This window comes from Caballeronia sp. SBC1 (genome assembly GCF_011493005.1).
Lineage (GTDB): Bacteria > Pseudomonadota > Gammaproteobacteria > Burkholderiales > Burkholderiaceae > Caballeronia.
On record NZ_CP049157.1, the window covers coordinates 18,485 to 34,261 of the forward strand.

11 protein-coding genes and 1 pseudogene are annotated in these 15,777 nt (G+C 60.6%); 3 read left to right on the plus strand and 9 right to left on the minus strand.

Translation table 11 applies throughout. The features are described from left to right. Positions 1-51: 51 nt before the first annotated feature. The 3 genes from SBC1_RS18040 to SBC1_RS18050 are packed head-to-tail and all read right to left on the minus strand — an operon-like array spanning position 52 to position 4,795. Positions 52-684 carry a response regulator transcription factor gene (locus tag SBC1_RS18040; RefSeq protein WP_165100198.1) on the minus strand — a complete coding sequence of 211 codons (633 nt, stop codon included), beginning with the start codon at positions 682-684 and terminating at the stop codon, positions 52-54. After that, positions 681-2,708 (minus strand): response regulator, encoded by a 2,028-nt coding sequence (locus tag SBC1_RS18045; protein ID WP_165100195.1) that lies wholly within the window; start codon positions 2,706-2,708, stop codon positions 681-683. Before SBC1_RS18045 ends, SBC1_RS18040 begins: the two co-directional genes overlap by 4 nt. Continuing rightward, positions 2,705-4,795 carry an ATP-binding protein gene (locus SBC1_RS18050; protein WP_241202172.1) on the minus strand — a complete coding sequence of 697 codons (2,091 nt, stop codon included), beginning with the start codon at positions 4,793-4,795 and terminating at the stop codon, positions 2,705-2,707. Before SBC1_RS18050 ends, SBC1_RS18045 begins: the two co-directional genes overlap by 4 nt. Positions 4,796-5,029: 234 nt before the next feature. Between SBC1_RS18050 and SBC1_RS18055 the strand changes: the two genes are divergently transcribed. After that, on the plus strand, positions 5,030-5,902 hold the full coding sequence (locus tag SBC1_RS18055) for an ABC transporter substrate-binding protein (RefSeq protein WP_165100186.1): 873 nt from the start codon (positions 5,030-5,032) through the stop codon (positions 5,900-5,902). Here the strand turns inward: SBC1_RS18055 and SBC1_RS18060 are convergent. Beyond that, positions 5,873-6,235 (minus strand): hypothetical protein, encoded by a 363-nt coding sequence (locus SBC1_RS18060; protein WP_165100183.1) that lies wholly within the window; start codon positions 6,233-6,235, stop codon positions 5,873-5,875. The genes SBC1_RS18055 and SBC1_RS18060 overlap by 30 nt on opposite strands. 419 nt (positions 6,236-6,654) lie before the next feature. Here SBC1_RS18060 and SBC1_RS18065 point away from each other — a divergent pair, with 419 nt between their 5' ends. Both SBC1_RS18065 and SBC1_RS18070 read left to right on the plus strand, forming a co-directional pair. Continuing rightward, positions 6,655-7,695, plus strand: coding sequence for an ABC transporter substrate-binding protein (locus SBC1_RS18065; RefSeq protein ID WP_165100179.1), 1,041 nt, complete (start codon positions 6,655-6,657; stop codon positions 7,693-7,695). 1,059 nt (positions 7,696-8,754) lie between these two features. After that, positions 8,755-10,473: a GMC family oxidoreductase gene (locus SBC1_RS18070; RefSeq protein ID WP_243830304.1), complete on the plus strand. Its 1,719-nt coding sequence runs from the start codon at positions 8,755-8,757 to the stop codon at positions 10,471-10,473. Here the strand turns inward: SBC1_RS18070 and SBC1_RS18075 are convergent. The 5 genes and pseudogenes from SBC1_RS18075 to SBC1_RS18095 all read right to left on the minus strand — a co-directional run bounded on the left by SBC1_RS18075 (position 10,461) and on the right by SBC1_RS18095 (position 15,740). Beyond that, positions 10,461-11,890, minus strand: a pseudogene (locus SBC1_RS18075) (aldehyde dehydrogenase family protein). The gene SBC1_RS18070 and the pseudogene SBC1_RS18075 overlap by 13 nt on opposite strands. Before the next feature lie 24 nt (positions 11,891-11,914). Then, a complete protein-coding gene (locus SBC1_RS18080) occupies positions 11,915-12,706 on the minus strand; it encodes an ABC transporter permease (RefSeq protein WP_165101594.1) in 792 nt (263 codons plus the stop codon). Positions 12,707-12,747: 41 nt separating this feature from the next. Continuing rightward, on the minus strand, positions 12,748-13,614 hold the full coding sequence (locus SBC1_RS18085) for an ABC transporter permease (RefSeq protein ID WP_165101591.1): 867 nt from the start codon (positions 13,612-13,614) through the stop codon (positions 12,748-12,750). Positions 13,615-13,704: 90 nt separating this feature from the next. Then, positions 13,705-15,033 (minus strand): FAD-binding oxidoreductase, encoded by a 1,329-nt coding sequence (locus SBC1_RS18090; protein ID WP_165100176.1) that lies wholly within the window; start codon positions 15,031-15,033, stop codon positions 13,705-13,707. Then, the gene (locus tag SBC1_RS18095) at positions 15,030-15,740 is read right to left on the minus strand and encodes an HAD-IA family hydrolase (RefSeq protein WP_165100173.1); all 711 of its coding nucleotides are present in this window, start codon (positions 15,738-15,740) and stop codon (positions 15,030-15,032) included. The genes SBC1_RS18090 and SBC1_RS18095 overlap by 4 nt, the downstream gene beginning before the upstream one ends. Positions 15,741-15,777 lie beyond the last annotated feature (37 nt).

Below are 15,777 nucleotides of genomic sequence, written 5' to 3' on the forward strand. Positions count from 1 at the left end.
TGGGATGCTCGGCGTTTATACCCAAGGGTGCGTTCCGGGCCTCCCATTTCCTCATTCCGTCACCAGCCCGTGCCGAACGGCATAACGAATCACTTCGGAATTGTTATTGAGCCCGAGCTTCTGCATAAGCCGCATCTTGTGCGTGCTGATGGTCTTTGCACTTAGCGACAACGCATCGGCAATATCATTGATGCTATTACCGGCGGCCAGCATTTGCAGCACCTGGAACTCGCGGTCCGAGAGAATCTCATGCGGCGGCCCGTCGCTGGAAGGCGAGTCGAAAACGATTGCGTCGACCAGCTTCGGATCAATGAAGCGCCCACCCGCCGCCAACTTGCGGATCGCAGCGAGCAGGACTTCAAGGTCGCTGTCCTTGGTCACATAGCCCGTCGCGCCTGCGCGTAACGCCCGCGACACCACCTGCCCCTCGTTGTGAATGCTCAGCACCAGGATCGGCAACGTGGGCTGTTCGGCCCGCACGCGCCGGATCAGATCCACGCCGCTAATGCCTGGCATAGTCATATCGAGCAACAGCAGGTCCACGCGGCAAGCACGCAGCTTGTCCACCACTTCAGACCCGTGCGCGGCTTCCCCGACCACGGTAATATCGGCCGTCGTGGCTACGATCTGTTTCAGCCCGCTTCTTACGATTGCGTGGTCATCCGCTATAAAAATACTAATCATCGTTCCCGCCCGCTATCCAGCGGCAAATTGATTGAAACCATCGTTCCCGCACCGGGCGCACTGTCGACCTGAAGCGTCCCGCCTATCAGGCGCGCCCGCTCACTCATGCCCAGCAGTCCATACGAGTAGCCGCTTTGCGCCGACTCCAGGTCAAAACCCTGACCGTCGTCGCTCACCCGAAGATCGAGCGCCAGGTCCGTGCTGACGAGCGTCACGGCCACTCGCGACGCGCCGGCATGCCGCGATACATTCGTGAGCGATTCCTGGACAATACGGAACACGGCCGTTGCATGGGCGTCCGCAAGGCTCGGTTCGCCGCCCCGCACTACCAGTTGACAAGGCATGCCATTGCGCCGGCTAAAGTCTTCAGCAAGCCACTCCAAGGCCGACACAATACCGAAGTTGAGCGCCGCCGGTCTCAAATGGCTCGCAACGTTACGCACCATCCAGATGGTTTTCTCTACCAGCTCGCGGATGTCATCTATTTTCCGGGTGGCTTCCGCGTCGGCGACTACGCGCATCTTGAGCAGCGCAACATCCATTTTCAGCGCGGTGAGCAACTGACCCAGTTCGTCGTGAATCTCCAATGCTATACGCCGCCGCTCCTCTTCCCGGATTGCCTCCAGATACGCCGACAACTCGCGCAATTGCTCGCGCGACGCCAGCAGTTCCTCCTCGGTACGCTTCCTCTCGGTGATGTCCTGGACGGTGCCGACAATACCCCGCGACTGTCCCTCTCGCCCATCCACGAGTTCTGCCTGGAGCCGGACGATGCGTGTCGTCCCGTCCGGATTCGTAATGCGATGGTCGATGCCGAAGGGTTGTCGCCTGGCGAGCAGTACACGTACCGCGCGCCTGACCGTGGCTTGATCGTCGGGATGAACCAGCGCGAGATAGGCGCCGTAACACGGCTTCACAACCAAGGGTTCCAATCCGAGAATGCGGTAGAGCTCGGTCGACCAGTGAGTGAGTCCGCTATCGCGATCCCATGCCCAGTCGCCGAGCCGCGCCAAGCGCTGCGCGTTGGCGAGGCTCGCTTCGCTCGCACGCAGTTTCTCGTCGGCCTTCCTGCGCGCCGTGATGTCGTAAAGCCCTACATAAATGGCCGGAACGTCGCCGTAGGTCGCGACCCGTGCGTTCGCCACGGCCCAGAACGAGGTGCCATCCGGCCGCCTGAAACTCAGCTCGACGTTGCGCAAACTTCCCTCCTCGCGCAGATGGCACACCAGCTCGCCGCGCTCCTTAGGCGCAGCATACAAGTCGATAATGTTTCCAAGCGCCGGTTGCGTTGTATCGAGCGCAAAGAGTTCGCGCATCGGCTGGTTCATGTAGAGAATGTCGCCTTCGGGCATGGACGTGATGCACAGCGGAACCGGACTCGTTTCCACAATCGCGCGAAACCGCGCCTCGCTTTCCTTCAGCCGCACCTCCACGCCTCGGCGTTCGATGATCTCAAGGTTGAGGCTGACATTGGCCCGCGCCAATTCCTCGGTGCGTTGCGCCACTCGCGCTTCGAGTTCGTCGCGGGCATCGCTTAACGCCTTTTGCGTCTTTTCGCGTGCGGCAATTTCATGCTGCAACTGCATGTTCCGCGTAACGAGTTGCTGCTGCAGCGTGCGCAATGCCAGATGCGTGCCAATGCGCGCCACTACTTCGTCAACCCGGATCGGCTTGGTCACATAGTCCACGCCGCCCGCTGCCAGCCCTTCGATCACGTCGGCAGTCGCGGACATCGAGGTCATGAAGATCACCGGAATGTCACTGGTTTCACTATTCGATTTAAGCCGCCGGCAGGTCTCATACCCGTCTATACCGGGCATCTTGACGTCAAGCAGGATGAGGTCCGGTTGCGAGAACGCCGCGCGTTCCAGCGCTTCCAGGCCATCCAGCGCAACGAGCACGCGAAAGCCCTGCCCCTCGAGACTTTCCACCACGACGCTCAGGTTGGCGGGCATGTCGTCCACGATCAGGACTGCAGGTGGTTCCAGTGTCACGGGTGCAAGGTCGATAGTCGTGTCATTCATGACGCGGCCCCCCCTTCAAGATGCCGTTCGACGAATTGCACGATCGCCTTGGTCCGATAGTTCTTCGCAAGCGAGCGCAATTCAGCAGCGAACGCGCTGTAACGCTCGTCGAGGGTTGCGATGCGTTCGGCCCACAGCACGATCTCGCGCATGTTGCCCTGGCGCGCAAGCCGGTGCAGGTCCTGCATTTCATGCGAAGGCATGGCCGAATACAGCATCACGGCCGCAGGCTGAGCAAGCGGCTCGCCAAGCGACGCATAAGTCCAGGTGAGTGAGAGCAGCGCGGCAATCTTGGTCAGCAGCGTGTCGAGATGGATGGGTTTCGCCACGAACGCGTCGGCACCAGCGCTCAGGCTGCGTCTTTCGTCACCGCCCGTCGGGCTGGCGGAGATCGCGATGATCGGCACACCGGCAAAGTCCGGCAGAAGCCGCAAGCGGCGCATGGTTTCGAGTCCGTCCATCTCGCGCATCACGATGTCGGTCAGGACCAGCGAGGGGCGCTTCACCCGGGCTTGCGCTAACGCCTCCTGACCGCTGGCCGCTTCAATCATGTCGAAGCCAATCTGCCCCAGCATGTCGACCACCACCGCGCGGTTGGTGGCCACGTCGTCGATGACCAGCACGCTCCTGCGCGCGCCGGTGTAGCCGGTGACTACCCACGCGGCATGCGTCGCGGCCGACACGGACGGCGCCGGAACCGCTTCGAGGTCGAACCAGAAGATACTGCCCTCGCCTTTGCGGCTCTCGACCAGGATGTCGCTTCCCATCGAACGCATGAGTTGCCGGCTGATGCCGAGCCCAAGGCCGGCTCCGCCACGATGCCGTTGTTCGTCGCCAGTTTGCTCGAAGGGTTCGAAGATCAGCTCGTGTTGCATGTCGCCAATGCCGATTCCAGTATCTTCCACCGTGAAGCGGACGCGGCCATTCGGCAAGGGCGCCACGCGCAAGCTCACGAAGCCGCTGTCGGTGAACTTCACTGCGTTTGCCAGCAGGTTGAGAAGTACCTGGCGCAACCGCCGTTCGTCGGCACGCACGGCATTGGGCACGTCGCGCGCTACCTCGCATACGAAGACGAGCTGCTTTTGCTCGGCCTTCACGCGAATGATTTCCTTGACGTCGCCTAGCAGCCCGGGGAGCGGCACCGCAACAATATCGAACGGCATTTTGCCGGCTTCGATCTTGGCAATATCAAGAATGTCGTTGATCAGCGCAAGCAGGTGTTCGCCGCTGCGTTGAATCACGCCGAGGCCGTCGCGCTGCCGCTCACTGAGCGTCCGGTCCCGGCCGAGGACTTGTGCGTACCCGAGGATGCCGTTCAGCGGCGTGCGCAATTCATGGCTCATGTTGGCGAGAAATTCCGATTTCGCCCGATTGGCCGCCTCGGCGGTGCGCCGGGCTTCACGACCCTCGGCCGCCTCCCGCTCGTCGTTATAAGCGCGGTGAAGGCGTGCGCACATGGAGTCGAACGCGGCCACTACGCGTTCGAGTTCGTCTGGACGGCGCGGCCGGCGGCGCTGCAGCGTGAAGGTCTGCGGCGCCTGCCGGAAGTCGTAACTTTCGACGCGTCGCGCCACCGTGGCGAGATGACGCGTGACAAGCCGCGAGAAAATGTAGATCGTGAACAGCGACACGAGAAACGTATTGGCGCCCTGGCTCAGCAAGATCACCAATGCTGTCCTGAACAGTTCGTTGTACAGGTTGGCGAGGGTGGCCTCGACGCGCAGCGTGCCGATCGATTCCTCGTGACCCTGGATGCGATACACGATCGGAAAACTGCGCACCATGACCGGGCCGCGGGAATGGGTTCCGGCGGCAACCACCATGGAGCTGTCGCTGGCGATCACCTCGGTGACCTCGGCCAGGCGGATGTCTGGCAGATGGAGAATGCCGTCGAGCTGGAGTTCGAGTTGCGGCCGGTCGAGCCGCCAGAGCGCTTCGCCTAAGCTACCGCGATAACTGCCATCAATCTCCGCCAGCCGGCTTTCGATGAGCATCACCCCCCGGTGATAATCGCGATACAGTTGCAGCGCCGTGAGCGTGAGCGTGACGGTGCAGCTGAACAGGAACACGGTCGCGAGTAACCGCATTACAACACTGCTGCGGTGGCGGCCGATCTGATCGCATAGTCCAGCAAATGTATTGAGCGCCATATTCCTCAGACCACCCTTGGATTCCAGACCCGCCTATTCTGCGCGCTCTGAGGGCGGTGGTCTAACAGCTGCATGACGCAAGGAATTCAAAGAATTCAAAAGCGGGCGGGCTGCAGAGGCCATCGAGCAATGCGGGCAAACCTGCCAGCGTTCAGTGCTTGGGAGACAACCGTGCGTATTGTCGTCATGGCATGGCTAACCGCGCTCACGATGACCTCCACTGTGTGCGCGCAGGATGTGGTGAAACCCTTAAAGTCGGAGGAATTCCGGGTTCGCTATGCGTATGCGTTCGAGTTGCTTACCGAAGTGCTGCGGCGAACCACGCCGCAATACGGCCCTTATGTCGAGCAGGCTTACACGGACGACATCTCCGTTGCGCGCTCGCATCTGGAAGCGGTCAGGGGAAAGCGGATCAACGTCATGATCAGCGACGTGGGTCATAAGGAGCTTGATGAAGGAATGATTCCAATCCCGTTTCCTATCGACAAGGGGTTGCTTGGCTACCGTGTAGCGCTGATTTCAAAGCGCAGCCAGGCGAAAATTTCCGGGGTCCAGACGCTGGATCAATTCCGTGCGCTCTCGGTCGGCCAAGGTGCGTTATGGGGCGATGTACGCGTATACGAGTACAACAACGTCCCGGTGAAGACCGCCGAGACCTATGAATCGTTGTTTCTCATGCTCATGCATGGGCGCTTCGACATGTTCCCTCGCGGCGTAACCGAGGCGCCCGGAGAGCTTGCCGCCTACCGCGCGCGTTATCCCGATCTTGCGATCGAGCAGCATCTGCTGATCAGGTATGCGTTTGCCCAATGCTTCTACATCAGCAAATCCGATCCGCGTCTCGCAACCCGCATCAACGATGGGCTGGAACAAATGGAACGCGACGGTAGTTTTGACGCCTTTTTCAACCGCCATTTCGCCCGGCAAATAGCCGAACTCAAGCTGCAGACGCGAACCGTCATCGAGCTCAAGAATCCGTTCCTGCCCTCGTGGGTACCCTATGGACGCAAGGAGCTATGGTTCGATCCTGCACAGCCGCAGTAACTTCGACGTGGCCCATGCGCGATCGCGGTTGTGGCGAGCAATCGCGCGAACTTCCGGGCCGTGCACCTGCAGGTCGTCAATACGTTGTTTTAGTTCGGCCAGCAGGTCGGCCTGCTCCTCAGCTAACACGTCGCCGTGCAACTCCTGCAGCTCGCCCAGGGTAGTGCCAAGTTGTCTGAGCGAAGCCGCGTCCATGCTGATCAACGGCCAGCAACGCAGCAGGAAGGTCAAAGAGATGACGTTTCTGGTATCGCACCACGAATCGAACAGGCGCAGGCAGATAGCGTCTATTTGTTCGGCGGCAGGTTGGGGGTCGAAAGAACCGGCGCTCATCGCAGCGTAGCCGAGGGCAAGGAGGTCTGGATTCGTCGATCGTATAACAGGACCCCGCGTTTAGAAATCGGTAAACCCTCGCAAACGGCTAAGAAAGCGCTGCTTGCGGTCTAGGGGAATCCCGACCTGAGCGTTGCATCCTAAGTCGATCATTACCCCATGTTATGGGCACTCAAACAATTGCGGCATTGCCTCCTCAAAAATGGCCCCCTATATTTTCCCTATGCCGGCCGTGCGCGCGTTGCCTTGCATTGCAGCAGGGAGCGCTTGAGCATGTGAGTCTGGATGAACAGCATGGCAAGACGAAGACATTACATTGATCGCCCGACAAACCTCGAATCAACAGGCAAGCTGCATGCGACTCCGCATGTGACTTCATTACCCGCAGCTGAACCACTCAACCATCAGGATCGCCGTCGATGAGAAACCTGTCGCTTCGCCCCGTTGCACTGTCGCTGCTAATTGGTCTTGCTTCGACTGGCCCCGCTTTCGCTGCGGGACAGATCACCTTCGTGTCACAAGGCGGCAGTTATCAGGAAGCCCAGACCAAGGCCATTCTCGATCCCGCCGCGAAGCTGCTTGGGATCACGGTCAACCAGGACAGCATCCCTGATGCATGGCCGGCGATCAAGGCTCAAGGCGCGACCGGGAAACCGATCTGGGACGTAGTGGATACCCCAACGTCGAATTGTTTGCGCGGCGGCCGTGAAGGCCTGCTGGAGAAGCTGGATTTTTCGAAACTGCCGAACGCGGCCGCCATGCCGGCGCAGTACCGGACGCCGTATTCGGTTGCTTACGAGTTCTATTCCACGGTGATCGGGTACAACAAGAAGACGCTCAAGAAGGTGCCGCAAAGCTGGGCGGATTTTTGGAACGTGAAGGCGTTCCCCGGCACGCGTGCGCTTCGCAACGATCCGCAGACGGTGCTTGAGGCCGCTTTGCTTGCCGACGGTGTGCCGCGTGACAAGCTTTATCCGCTCGATGTGGACCGGGCCTTCAAGAAGCTTCAGCAGATCAAGCCGGACATTACCGTCTGGTGGACGTCGGGCGGGCAGTCGGCGCAACTGCTGCACGACGGCGAAGTAGATATGGAGATGATCTGGAACGGCCGCGCGAGCGCCGTGCAGAAGGACAATCCGGATATTGCCTTTACCTACAATGACGGCATCCTGCAGAACACCCAGTTGTGCATTCTGAAGAACGCACCGAATCTGCCGACGGCGATTCAGTTTGTGAACGCGGCGGTGTCGCCGGAATTGCAGGCTAACCTGCCGCTTTATATCGATTATGGTCCGGGCAATCCGGCCGCATTCAAGACCGGCAAGATTACGCCTAAGCGTGCGAGCGAATTGCCAAGTTCGCCGGAGAATGCGGCTAAGCAGGCATTGATGTCGGAGGAGTGGTGGGCGTCGGAGCCCGGCGTTCAGGCCAAGGCGCGGTGGCTCAAATTTATGCAATAAGGGAGGGGGGTGTTCGTTCGCACTCGGGGAGGGCTGGGTTGGTCGGTTCTGGGGTTAGCGGTCGGGGTCAATGCCGGGTTGCCAGGTTCCTGCGTTGGCGGTCGGAGTCATTGCCGGGTTGCTGCTTTCTGACTTAGCGATCTGCTTAGGTTGGCTAATTTATTTACCACTGTTAGCCACTGCGCGTGGCGGCGCGTCATTTCTTGGTCCTTAGCGACAAAGAAACGAAGCAAAGAAAGCGCTTTCAAAACGCGGGCTCGTAAGTGTCCACAGCGTGCAGTTTTCATACATGGGTACCCCAAAAGCACGGTGCTCGCCAGAGCGAAGGATGTGTGAACCCCTCCTTCTCGCGAATTCTTACACGCACACGCTTCGCCCCCAACGCTCTCGGGCAAGCACCAGTCGCCAAGGAATTCGCACGGCCTCACGCGTATTTGCGGCTTCGTTTTTTTGCCGGATTAGCCGAGTAGTCTGCGCTGCTACCTTCGTGGGCTGCGAGGCCGGGCGCATATTTACGCTCTCGCTCTTTGGTGAGTTGATTGCGTGGCCTGCACGAATATTTTCGTGGGTAAGCCTCGCCGTCCTTCGGCGTCGTTTCCTAGCTGGTTGGCGTAATGGTTCGATATACGAACAAATTTTTTTGGAAGGTCGTCCGCGGATAGCGCGGGGTGTCCCTTGGGCAGGTTCAGTCACTGGTGGCGAAGCGTGTGGGTATCGGTGTTCGGAGAAGGAGGGTTTCACACATCCGTGGCTCTGGCGAGCACCGTGCTTTTGGGGCACCTATGTATGAAAACTGCACGCTGTGGACACTTAGGGTAGCGTGGTTTGAAAGCGTTTTCTTTGCTTCGTTTCTTTGTCGCTTTGGACAAAGAAATGACGCGCCGCCACGCGCAGTGGCTAATAGTGATAAAGAAATTAGCTAACCTAAGCAGATCGCTAACGCCGAAAGCAGCAACCCGGCATTGACTCCGACCGCTAACCCTAAAACCTGGCACCACGGCACAAACCCGACCGCCACCCCCAGACCCTAGCACCCCGGCACTCTCCCCCCAAAATCCCGTGCGACCCAAAACCCCAACCCCGAGTGCGAACGAAATAACCCTCGAATATCTCATCCTCGGCGGTGGATCAGCAGGATGCGTTCTCGCCGCGCGCCTGTCCGAAGACGCCAGCAAGACCGTTTGCCTAATTGAAGCCGGCCGTCCCATTTCGGCAGCCACCATGCCCGCAGCCATTCGCAGCCGCTATCCAGGCCGTGCGTATCTCGACGTTCACAACATCTGGCAACGCCTTACCGCGAGGATGAACGCCGTAGCGCAGCCGCGCCGCTATGAGCAGGCACGCATCCTCGGCGGCGGTTCCGCCATCAACGCGCTGATGGCGAATCGCGGCGCCCCCGCCGACTACGACGAATGGGAAACACTCGGCGCCCACGGCTGGAACTGGACCACGTGCCTGCCCTACTTCCGCCAGCTCGAAACAGATGTGGATTTCGGCGGCGAGTTGCACGGCGGAACCGGCCCGCTCCGCATCAAACGCACTGAGTGGCCGCGTATCTCGCCGTTCGTGCGCGCGGTGCTTGCGACCCTGGACAAGCGTGGCCATCCCCGCCTCGACGATCAAAACGGCCCGTGGCAAGACGGAACCTTCGTTGGCGCGATTGCAGTCAGCGCAGCGGGAGAACGGATTCCGACTTCCGTCTGTTATCTCACCGACGCAGTGCGCCAGCGACCCAACCTGACGATCAGGACCGGCGAGAGTGTGGACCGCGTGCTGTTCGACGGCAAGAAGGCAATCGGCGCACTACTCGGTTCAGGCGAGGTCGTGCACGCCGCCAAGGTGATCGTGTGCGCGGGCGCGATCCATAGCCCCGCCATCCTGCTGCGCAGCGGCATTGGTCCAGCAGATAACCTCGCCGCACTCCACATTCCACTGCTTGCAGACCGGCCCGGGGTCGGCGGCAATCTGATGGAACATCCGTCCATCGCCGTGTCAGCCTTTCTGCCGAAATCCGCCCGCACGCCCTTCCCCGATGAACACCACGAACAGGCCATCGTGCGCTTTTCGTCGGGGTTGCCTGGAACAGTTAAGGGCGACATGCACGGCGCGATCCTGTCGCGTTCGGGCTGGCATTCGATTGGTTATCGGCTGGGGACGATCTTCTTCTGGGTTAACAAATCGTACTCACGCGGCAGGGTCACACTGACATCGCCGAACCCGCTCGATGAACCTGCCGTCGAGTTCAACATGCTCTCCGACTCACGCGACCTCGAGCGCCTGAAGCTTGCCATTCGCTTCGGTGCAGAAACGCTGGCAGACCCGTCAATGGCAGCGCACCGGAGCGCGATCTTTCCATCGAGTTATTCACCGCAGGTCGCGAAAGTAGCAGTGCCGGGAGCCGCCAACGCGATTCAGCGCGGCATGTTAAGCACACTGCTGGATTGGGCAGGGCCGTGGCGAGAAGATTTGATTCACCGGCTGGTGACGCAAGGCGTCTCCGTCGCCGGGCTGCTCGCCGATGACCACGCATTAACGCAGTTCGTCACGCGTTCGGTTGGCGGCACCTGGCATCCTTCCGGCACATGCAGAATGGGCGCCGCCGATGATCCGGCAGCCGTGACGGACGCGTCGGGCGCCGTCTATGGCGTGCAGAACCTGCGCGTCTGCGACGCCTCGCTGATGCCCTCCATTCCGTGCGCGAACACCAACGTGCCGACCATCATGATCGCCGAGCGGATCGCCGACATGATCCGCTCGCAAGCGCATCAGGCTCCGTAGCCCACTATGCCCTTGACCTCGAGAAACGCCTCGAGGCCCCATTCACCGTACTCGCGGCCATTGCCCGATTGTTTGTATCCGCCGAACGGCGCACCGGCATCCCAAGCGGGATAGTTGAGATGGACGCTGCCCGCCCGCAAGCGGAACGCAACGCGTCGGGCGCGTTCGATGTCACCGGATTGCACATAGGCCGCAAGGCCGAACACGCTGTCGTTAGCCATGGCAATGGCATCTTCCTCGTCGCGATACGGCAAGATAGCGAGCACCGGCCCGAAGATTTCATCGCGTGCGATGGTCATGTCCGGGGTCACACCGGCGAACACCGTCGGCCTGACGAAGTAGCCGCGCGTCAGGCCTTCAGGCCGGCCGGGTCCGCCGGTCACCACGCGCGCGCCCTCGTCCACGCCGGTTTGAATCAACCGCTGGATACGCTCGAACTGCAATTCGCTGACCACGGGTCCCAGCGTTATACCAGGTGCATCGGCGGGACCCACTACATGGGCTTCGGCTGCCCGGCGTGCAATTGCCACCGCTTCTTCATGACGCGCGGCGGGCACGAACATGCGCGTGGGGGCGTTGCACGACTGGCCGCTATTGCCGAAACAGGCATTGACGCCTGCGGTCACCGCAGTGTCGAGATCGGCGTCATCGAGAATCAGGTTCGCCGACTTGCCGCCCAGTTCCTGATGCACGCGCTTGACGGTCGGCGCGGCCAGCGTGGCGATCTGGATACCCGCGCGTGTCGATATCCGGTGAACGACACCATGTCGACATCGGGGTGACTGCATAGCGCTGCGCCGACCGTCGGACCATCGCCGTTCACCAGATTGAATACGCCCGGTGGAACGCCCGCCGCGTCGAGTATCTCGGCGAACAGAAGCGCGTTTAACGGCGACACTTCGCTGGGCTTGAGCACCATCGTGCAGCCCGCAGCGATGGCAGGCGCGACCTTGCAGACAATCTGGTTGATCGGCCAGTTCCACGGCGTGATCAACGCGACAACACCAATAGGCTCATGCGTAATGAGCGTCGTCCCTTTGTTTCTTTGCCAGGTGAATGCCTCGCAGGTTCGAATCAGTTCCTTCAGATGCCGCGTGCCGAGCCCGGCTTGCCAACCCTGCGCTAACGCACGAGGCGCGCCTATTTCACGCGAGATAAGCTGCGCCATCTCGTCATAACGCTCACCGTACGCTTCCAGTATCTTGCGGATCAGCGCAAGCCGTTCGTCAGGCGTGGTCAATGAAAACGACGCGAACGCGTGGCGCGCTGCGGCGACTGCACGGTCGACATCGGGGGGTGTACCCATCGCGATCTCGGCGAAGGTTTCCTCCGTTGAGGGATCGATGACAGGCAGGCGCGCGTCGCCCACTGGCGCTACCCACTCGCCGCCTATATAAAACTGCAGTGCATGGCTCATAGCTGGTTTCCATTAAGCATCAGTTCAGGCGCGAGCAGATGACTTGCGGCTCACCACCACAATCATCACAAGGCACAGCGTCAAAGCGGTCAACATGGTGCTGATCGCTGCAATGGTCGGATCGATCTCGTCGCGCAAGGTGACGAACATGCGGCGAGTGAGGGTCTGGTTCGGGCCGCCCGAAACAAAGAGCGCGACGACCGTTTCATCCAGCGCCTGGATGAATACAAACACCGCGCCGGAGATCACGCTCGACTTGATCTGCGGCAGCGTGACCGTCATGAAGCTGCGCAGGCGATTCATGCCGAGACTGCGCGCGACCATCCCCTGGGTGGGGTCGAAGGTACGCAGGTCAGCGCCTACGGAAATAAGCACATAAGGCAAACCAAGCATGGTGTCCGCGACAATCAAACCGCCGAGGGTATTCACGTAACCCAACTGCGAGTACACGAAAAACACGCCCACCGCGACAATGATAATAGGCACCATCAACGGCAACATGAGCACGGTACGCAGATAACGCATGCTGCGGTGCGTGCCGTTCTGGATCGCATAAGCGGCCGCCACCCCCAGCGGCGTGGCAATCAAAGCAGCACTGGTCGACGCAATCAGCGTGGTTCGTGCTGCATCAATCCAGGCCGGATTACTGAAGAACGCGTGATACCAGCGCAGCGAGTAGCCGGGTGGCGGGAACGTCATGAAGCGCGTGTCGGAGAATGACAGCGGCACGACAATCAGAATAGGCACCATCAGGAACACGAGGATCAGCACGACGCCAAGGCCAAGGGCACCGCGGCCGAACGAGAATGGTTTCATGTCGTTCATGTGGGTTATTCCGCTCATTTCGCTTACTTCGCTCATTTCGCACCCAAGGTTTTTTCGAGCGGAACCACACGACTCGCCGCATAGAAAATGGCGAACACGCAGACCAGCAGCACGACACTGACCGCACTCGCCGCGCCCCAGCTATTGTAGATTTCGACGTTGCGGCTCACGACCATGGACACCATGACCGACTTGCCGCCGCCCATCAGCTCGGGCGTAATGTAAAAGCCGAGACACAAGATAAAGACGAGCGTGGTGCCCGCTACCACCCCACTCATCGATAACGGCAGGAACACGCGCGCAAACACATGCATCGGTGAGCCGCCAAGGCTTGCGCCGGCTTGCGAGAGATTCTGCGGAATTTTCTGCATCGCCGAATAGAGCGGCAGCACCATGAACGGCAACAGGATATGCACCATGGCGACAACCGTGCCGAACTGGTTATAAGCAAGTTGCAACGGATGATCGATCAGACCGCTCGCCATCAGCGCCTTGTTGACCACCCCGGTGCGCTGCAACAATACAAGCCACGCGTAAGTACGCACCAGCACGCTGGTCCAGAACGGCAGGATGACCATGCCGAGTATCAGCGCACTGACTTTCGGCGGCACGGATGACGCCAGATACGCCACCGGATACCCAAGCAGCAAGGTCACGACCGTCACGATTACACTGAGCTTGAAGGTGAGCAGGAATGTATCGAGGTATACGCCCGAGAACATGCGCCGGTAGTTCTCGAACGTGAAACCGTGGTTCCAGATGGACTGCCACGAGAGCCATGCAAGCGGCACGACCAACAGCAACACGATCACCAGCAAAGCCGGCGTCATCAGCATCAGCATCGTGCGATCTTCGCGGCGTTGATAAAGTATGGAAGGATCGGCAGGCGTGGCGTGCATTGCTGTCTGTGTCTGTCCTTGAATGGTCCGGGTCGCGCTTCGCATCATGCACCTCATCATCCACCTCGTCACGCTCTGGTCACGCACTGGTCACGCACCTAAGGCATCGAGGAACTGATACCACGCGGCCACCAGGCGAACGCCCGGCGCACGCAACGAATGGAAGGGCACCGGGTTCAAGCCGGACGCCCCAAGCAGCGAAAGCTCCGGCGTCTCGCCCAGTGCAAGCGCCGCCGCATGCTGCCCGAGCAAACTGGCCATCGCGACCCCCGCCCCGTTATACCCGAGACAAAAAGTCGTGGTCTCGTCACTGCGGCCCACATGCGGCAGCGAGTTGAACGTCATGCCGACATAACCCGACCATTGGTACTCTACGCGAACGCCGGATAAATCAGGGAAGAGCTCGACCATGGCCCGCTGCAGCGCATCGAAGCCGGTCGTCTGCCCTTCTTTGCCAAACGCGTCACGACCGCCGAACAGCATGCGGCCATCGACCTTGCGAAACCACTTCATCATGCGCCGCGTCTCGGTATAGCTGCGGCGTTCGACCATCAGGCGGGCATTGAGTCCGGCAGGCAGACGTTCCGTCGCGATCATCGCACTGCGGAACGGCACCAGCTCGCGTTGATAAACCGCGGTCGCTGGCGTCAGGTTCGAATACGCATTGGTGCCGACGATCACCTGCTTCGCACGGACCGTGCCGTTCGGCGTGCGCAAGGTCACGCCGCCGCCGTCTGCGCGGATTATCTCGAGCACGGGTGTCGATTCGTAGATATCCACCTTGCGACGCGTGAGGCCAGCGGCGAGTCCACGCACGTATTCAAGCGGCAAGATGGTGCCGGCGTCCGCGCTCAGCACGCCACCGACAAACGCCTTCGATCCCGTCTCATGCTCGACCTCGGCGCGCGATTGAACCGTCATCGTGGTGTCGCCGAGTTGTTGCTTCACCCACTCCGCTTCGGCGCGAATGGATGCGAATGCGCGTTCGGTATGCGCGCAACGCAAGCTGCCGGTGTGTTCGAAGCGGGCTTGGCCGAGCTTGAATTCATCGATGAACTGTCCGACCACGCGCACGCCGTCGTGGGCGAGGCGATGCATGGTCTTCGCGGTTTCAATGCCATGCAAGCGCTCGATTGCGGGGAACGACAAGCGGAACTTCGACGACACCACGCCGCCATTACGGCCACTTGCGCCCCAGCCGACCGGATTAGCATCGAGCACGACTGTTTGCACACCGCGCTTTTGCAACGCATGCGCCGCCGACAAGCCCGAGTAGCCCGCGCCGATCACCGCCACCTCCACCGAGAGATCGCGGTCGAGCGGCGCGCCTGTGCTGACGGGTGCGTCCGCTGAAGGCGCAGCGCCCGCCATGTCGATCCATAGCGAGGGCGCACCCGGCCGGGTTGCCGTTTGCTTCATGCGGCGCGTGCTTCGGCTTCCACAGCGTCGGCGAGCGCGGCGAGCGTGGGGAAATTGAACGTCGGCGTGGTGACGGCGCGCGGCGTTGGCGTCGCGCCGAAACCCTTCATGCCTTGACGACGTTCGATCCAGCAGGTCGCATAACCCAGCTCCGTCGCAACACCAATATCGTGATACTGGCTTTGCGCCGTGTGCAGGATCTCGCCGAACTTATAGCCGAACGCTGCCTGACGGCCGCGGTTATACGCAAAGAATTGCGGGTCCGGCTTGGCGACGCCGGTTTCATCGGCACATACGGTGTCGTCGAACGGATCGCCCAGTGTGTGGGCATAGGCCGACAGCGCCACGCGGTCCGCGTTGGTCATGGCAACCAATCGATAGTGCTTGCGTAGCCGCTTGAGTGCTGCCACCGAGTCTTCGAACGCGGGCCAGTCAAGCACGTCGCGCTGGAACGCAGCAGCGGTCTCGTCGTCCGCCGGCAGGCCGAGTTCGTTGGCGAGCGACTGATAGACGCTTGCCATCGCTTGGCTGGAACGGCCCGGAAACGCCGCGCGGCCGCGCATGTAGGGTTCGAAGATCTGGTCGTCGGTCAGATCTTTCGCCTTTGCGCCGCCCAGGCGCCGTACTGACGCCAGCACACCGCCCTCGAAGTTGATCAGCGTGCCGACCACGTCGAACGTCAGTACCTTGAAATCCTTCAGCTTCATGATTCGTAATCCTCTATAGTTTGCGTTGAATCGTGAC

Bases quoted from the DNA above. Each gene is read 5' to 3' on its own strand.
- SBC1_RS18060 (WP_165100183.1), bottom strand. From the start codon at position 6,235: ATGAGCGCCGGTTCTTTCGACCCCCAACCTGCCGCCGAACAAATAGAC.
- SBC1_RS18050 (WP_241202172.1), bottom strand. From the start codon at position 4,795: ATGCGGTTACTCGCGACCGTGTTCCTGTTCAGCTGCACCGTCACGCTC.
- SBC1_RS18085 (WP_165101591.1), bottom strand. From the start codon at position 13,614: ATGCACGCCACGCCTGCCGATCCTTCCATACTTTATCAACGCCGCGAA.
- SBC1_RS18095 (WP_165100173.1), bottom strand. From the start codon at position 15,740: ATGAAGCTGAAGGATTTCAAGGTACTGACGTTCGACGTGGTCGGCACG.
- SBC1_RS18065 (WP_165100179.1), top strand. From the start codon at position 6,655: ATGAGAAACCTGTCGCTTCGCCCCGTTGCACTGTCGCTGCTAATTGGT.
- SBC1_RS18080 (WP_165101594.1), bottom strand. From the start codon at position 12,706: ATGAAACCATTCTCGTTCGGCCGCGGTGCCCTTGGCCTTGGCGTCGTG.
- SBC1_RS18090 (WP_165100176.1), bottom strand. From the start codon at position 15,033: ATGAAGCAAACGGCAACCCGGCCGGGTGCGCCCTCGCTATGGATCGAC.
- SBC1_RS18040 (WP_165100198.1), bottom strand. From the start codon at position 684: ATGATTAGTATTTTTATAGCGGATGACCACGCAATCGTAAGAAGCGGG.
- SBC1_RS18045 (WP_165100195.1), bottom strand. From the start codon at position 2,708: ATGAATGACACGACTATCGACCTTGCACCCGTGACACTGGAACCACCT.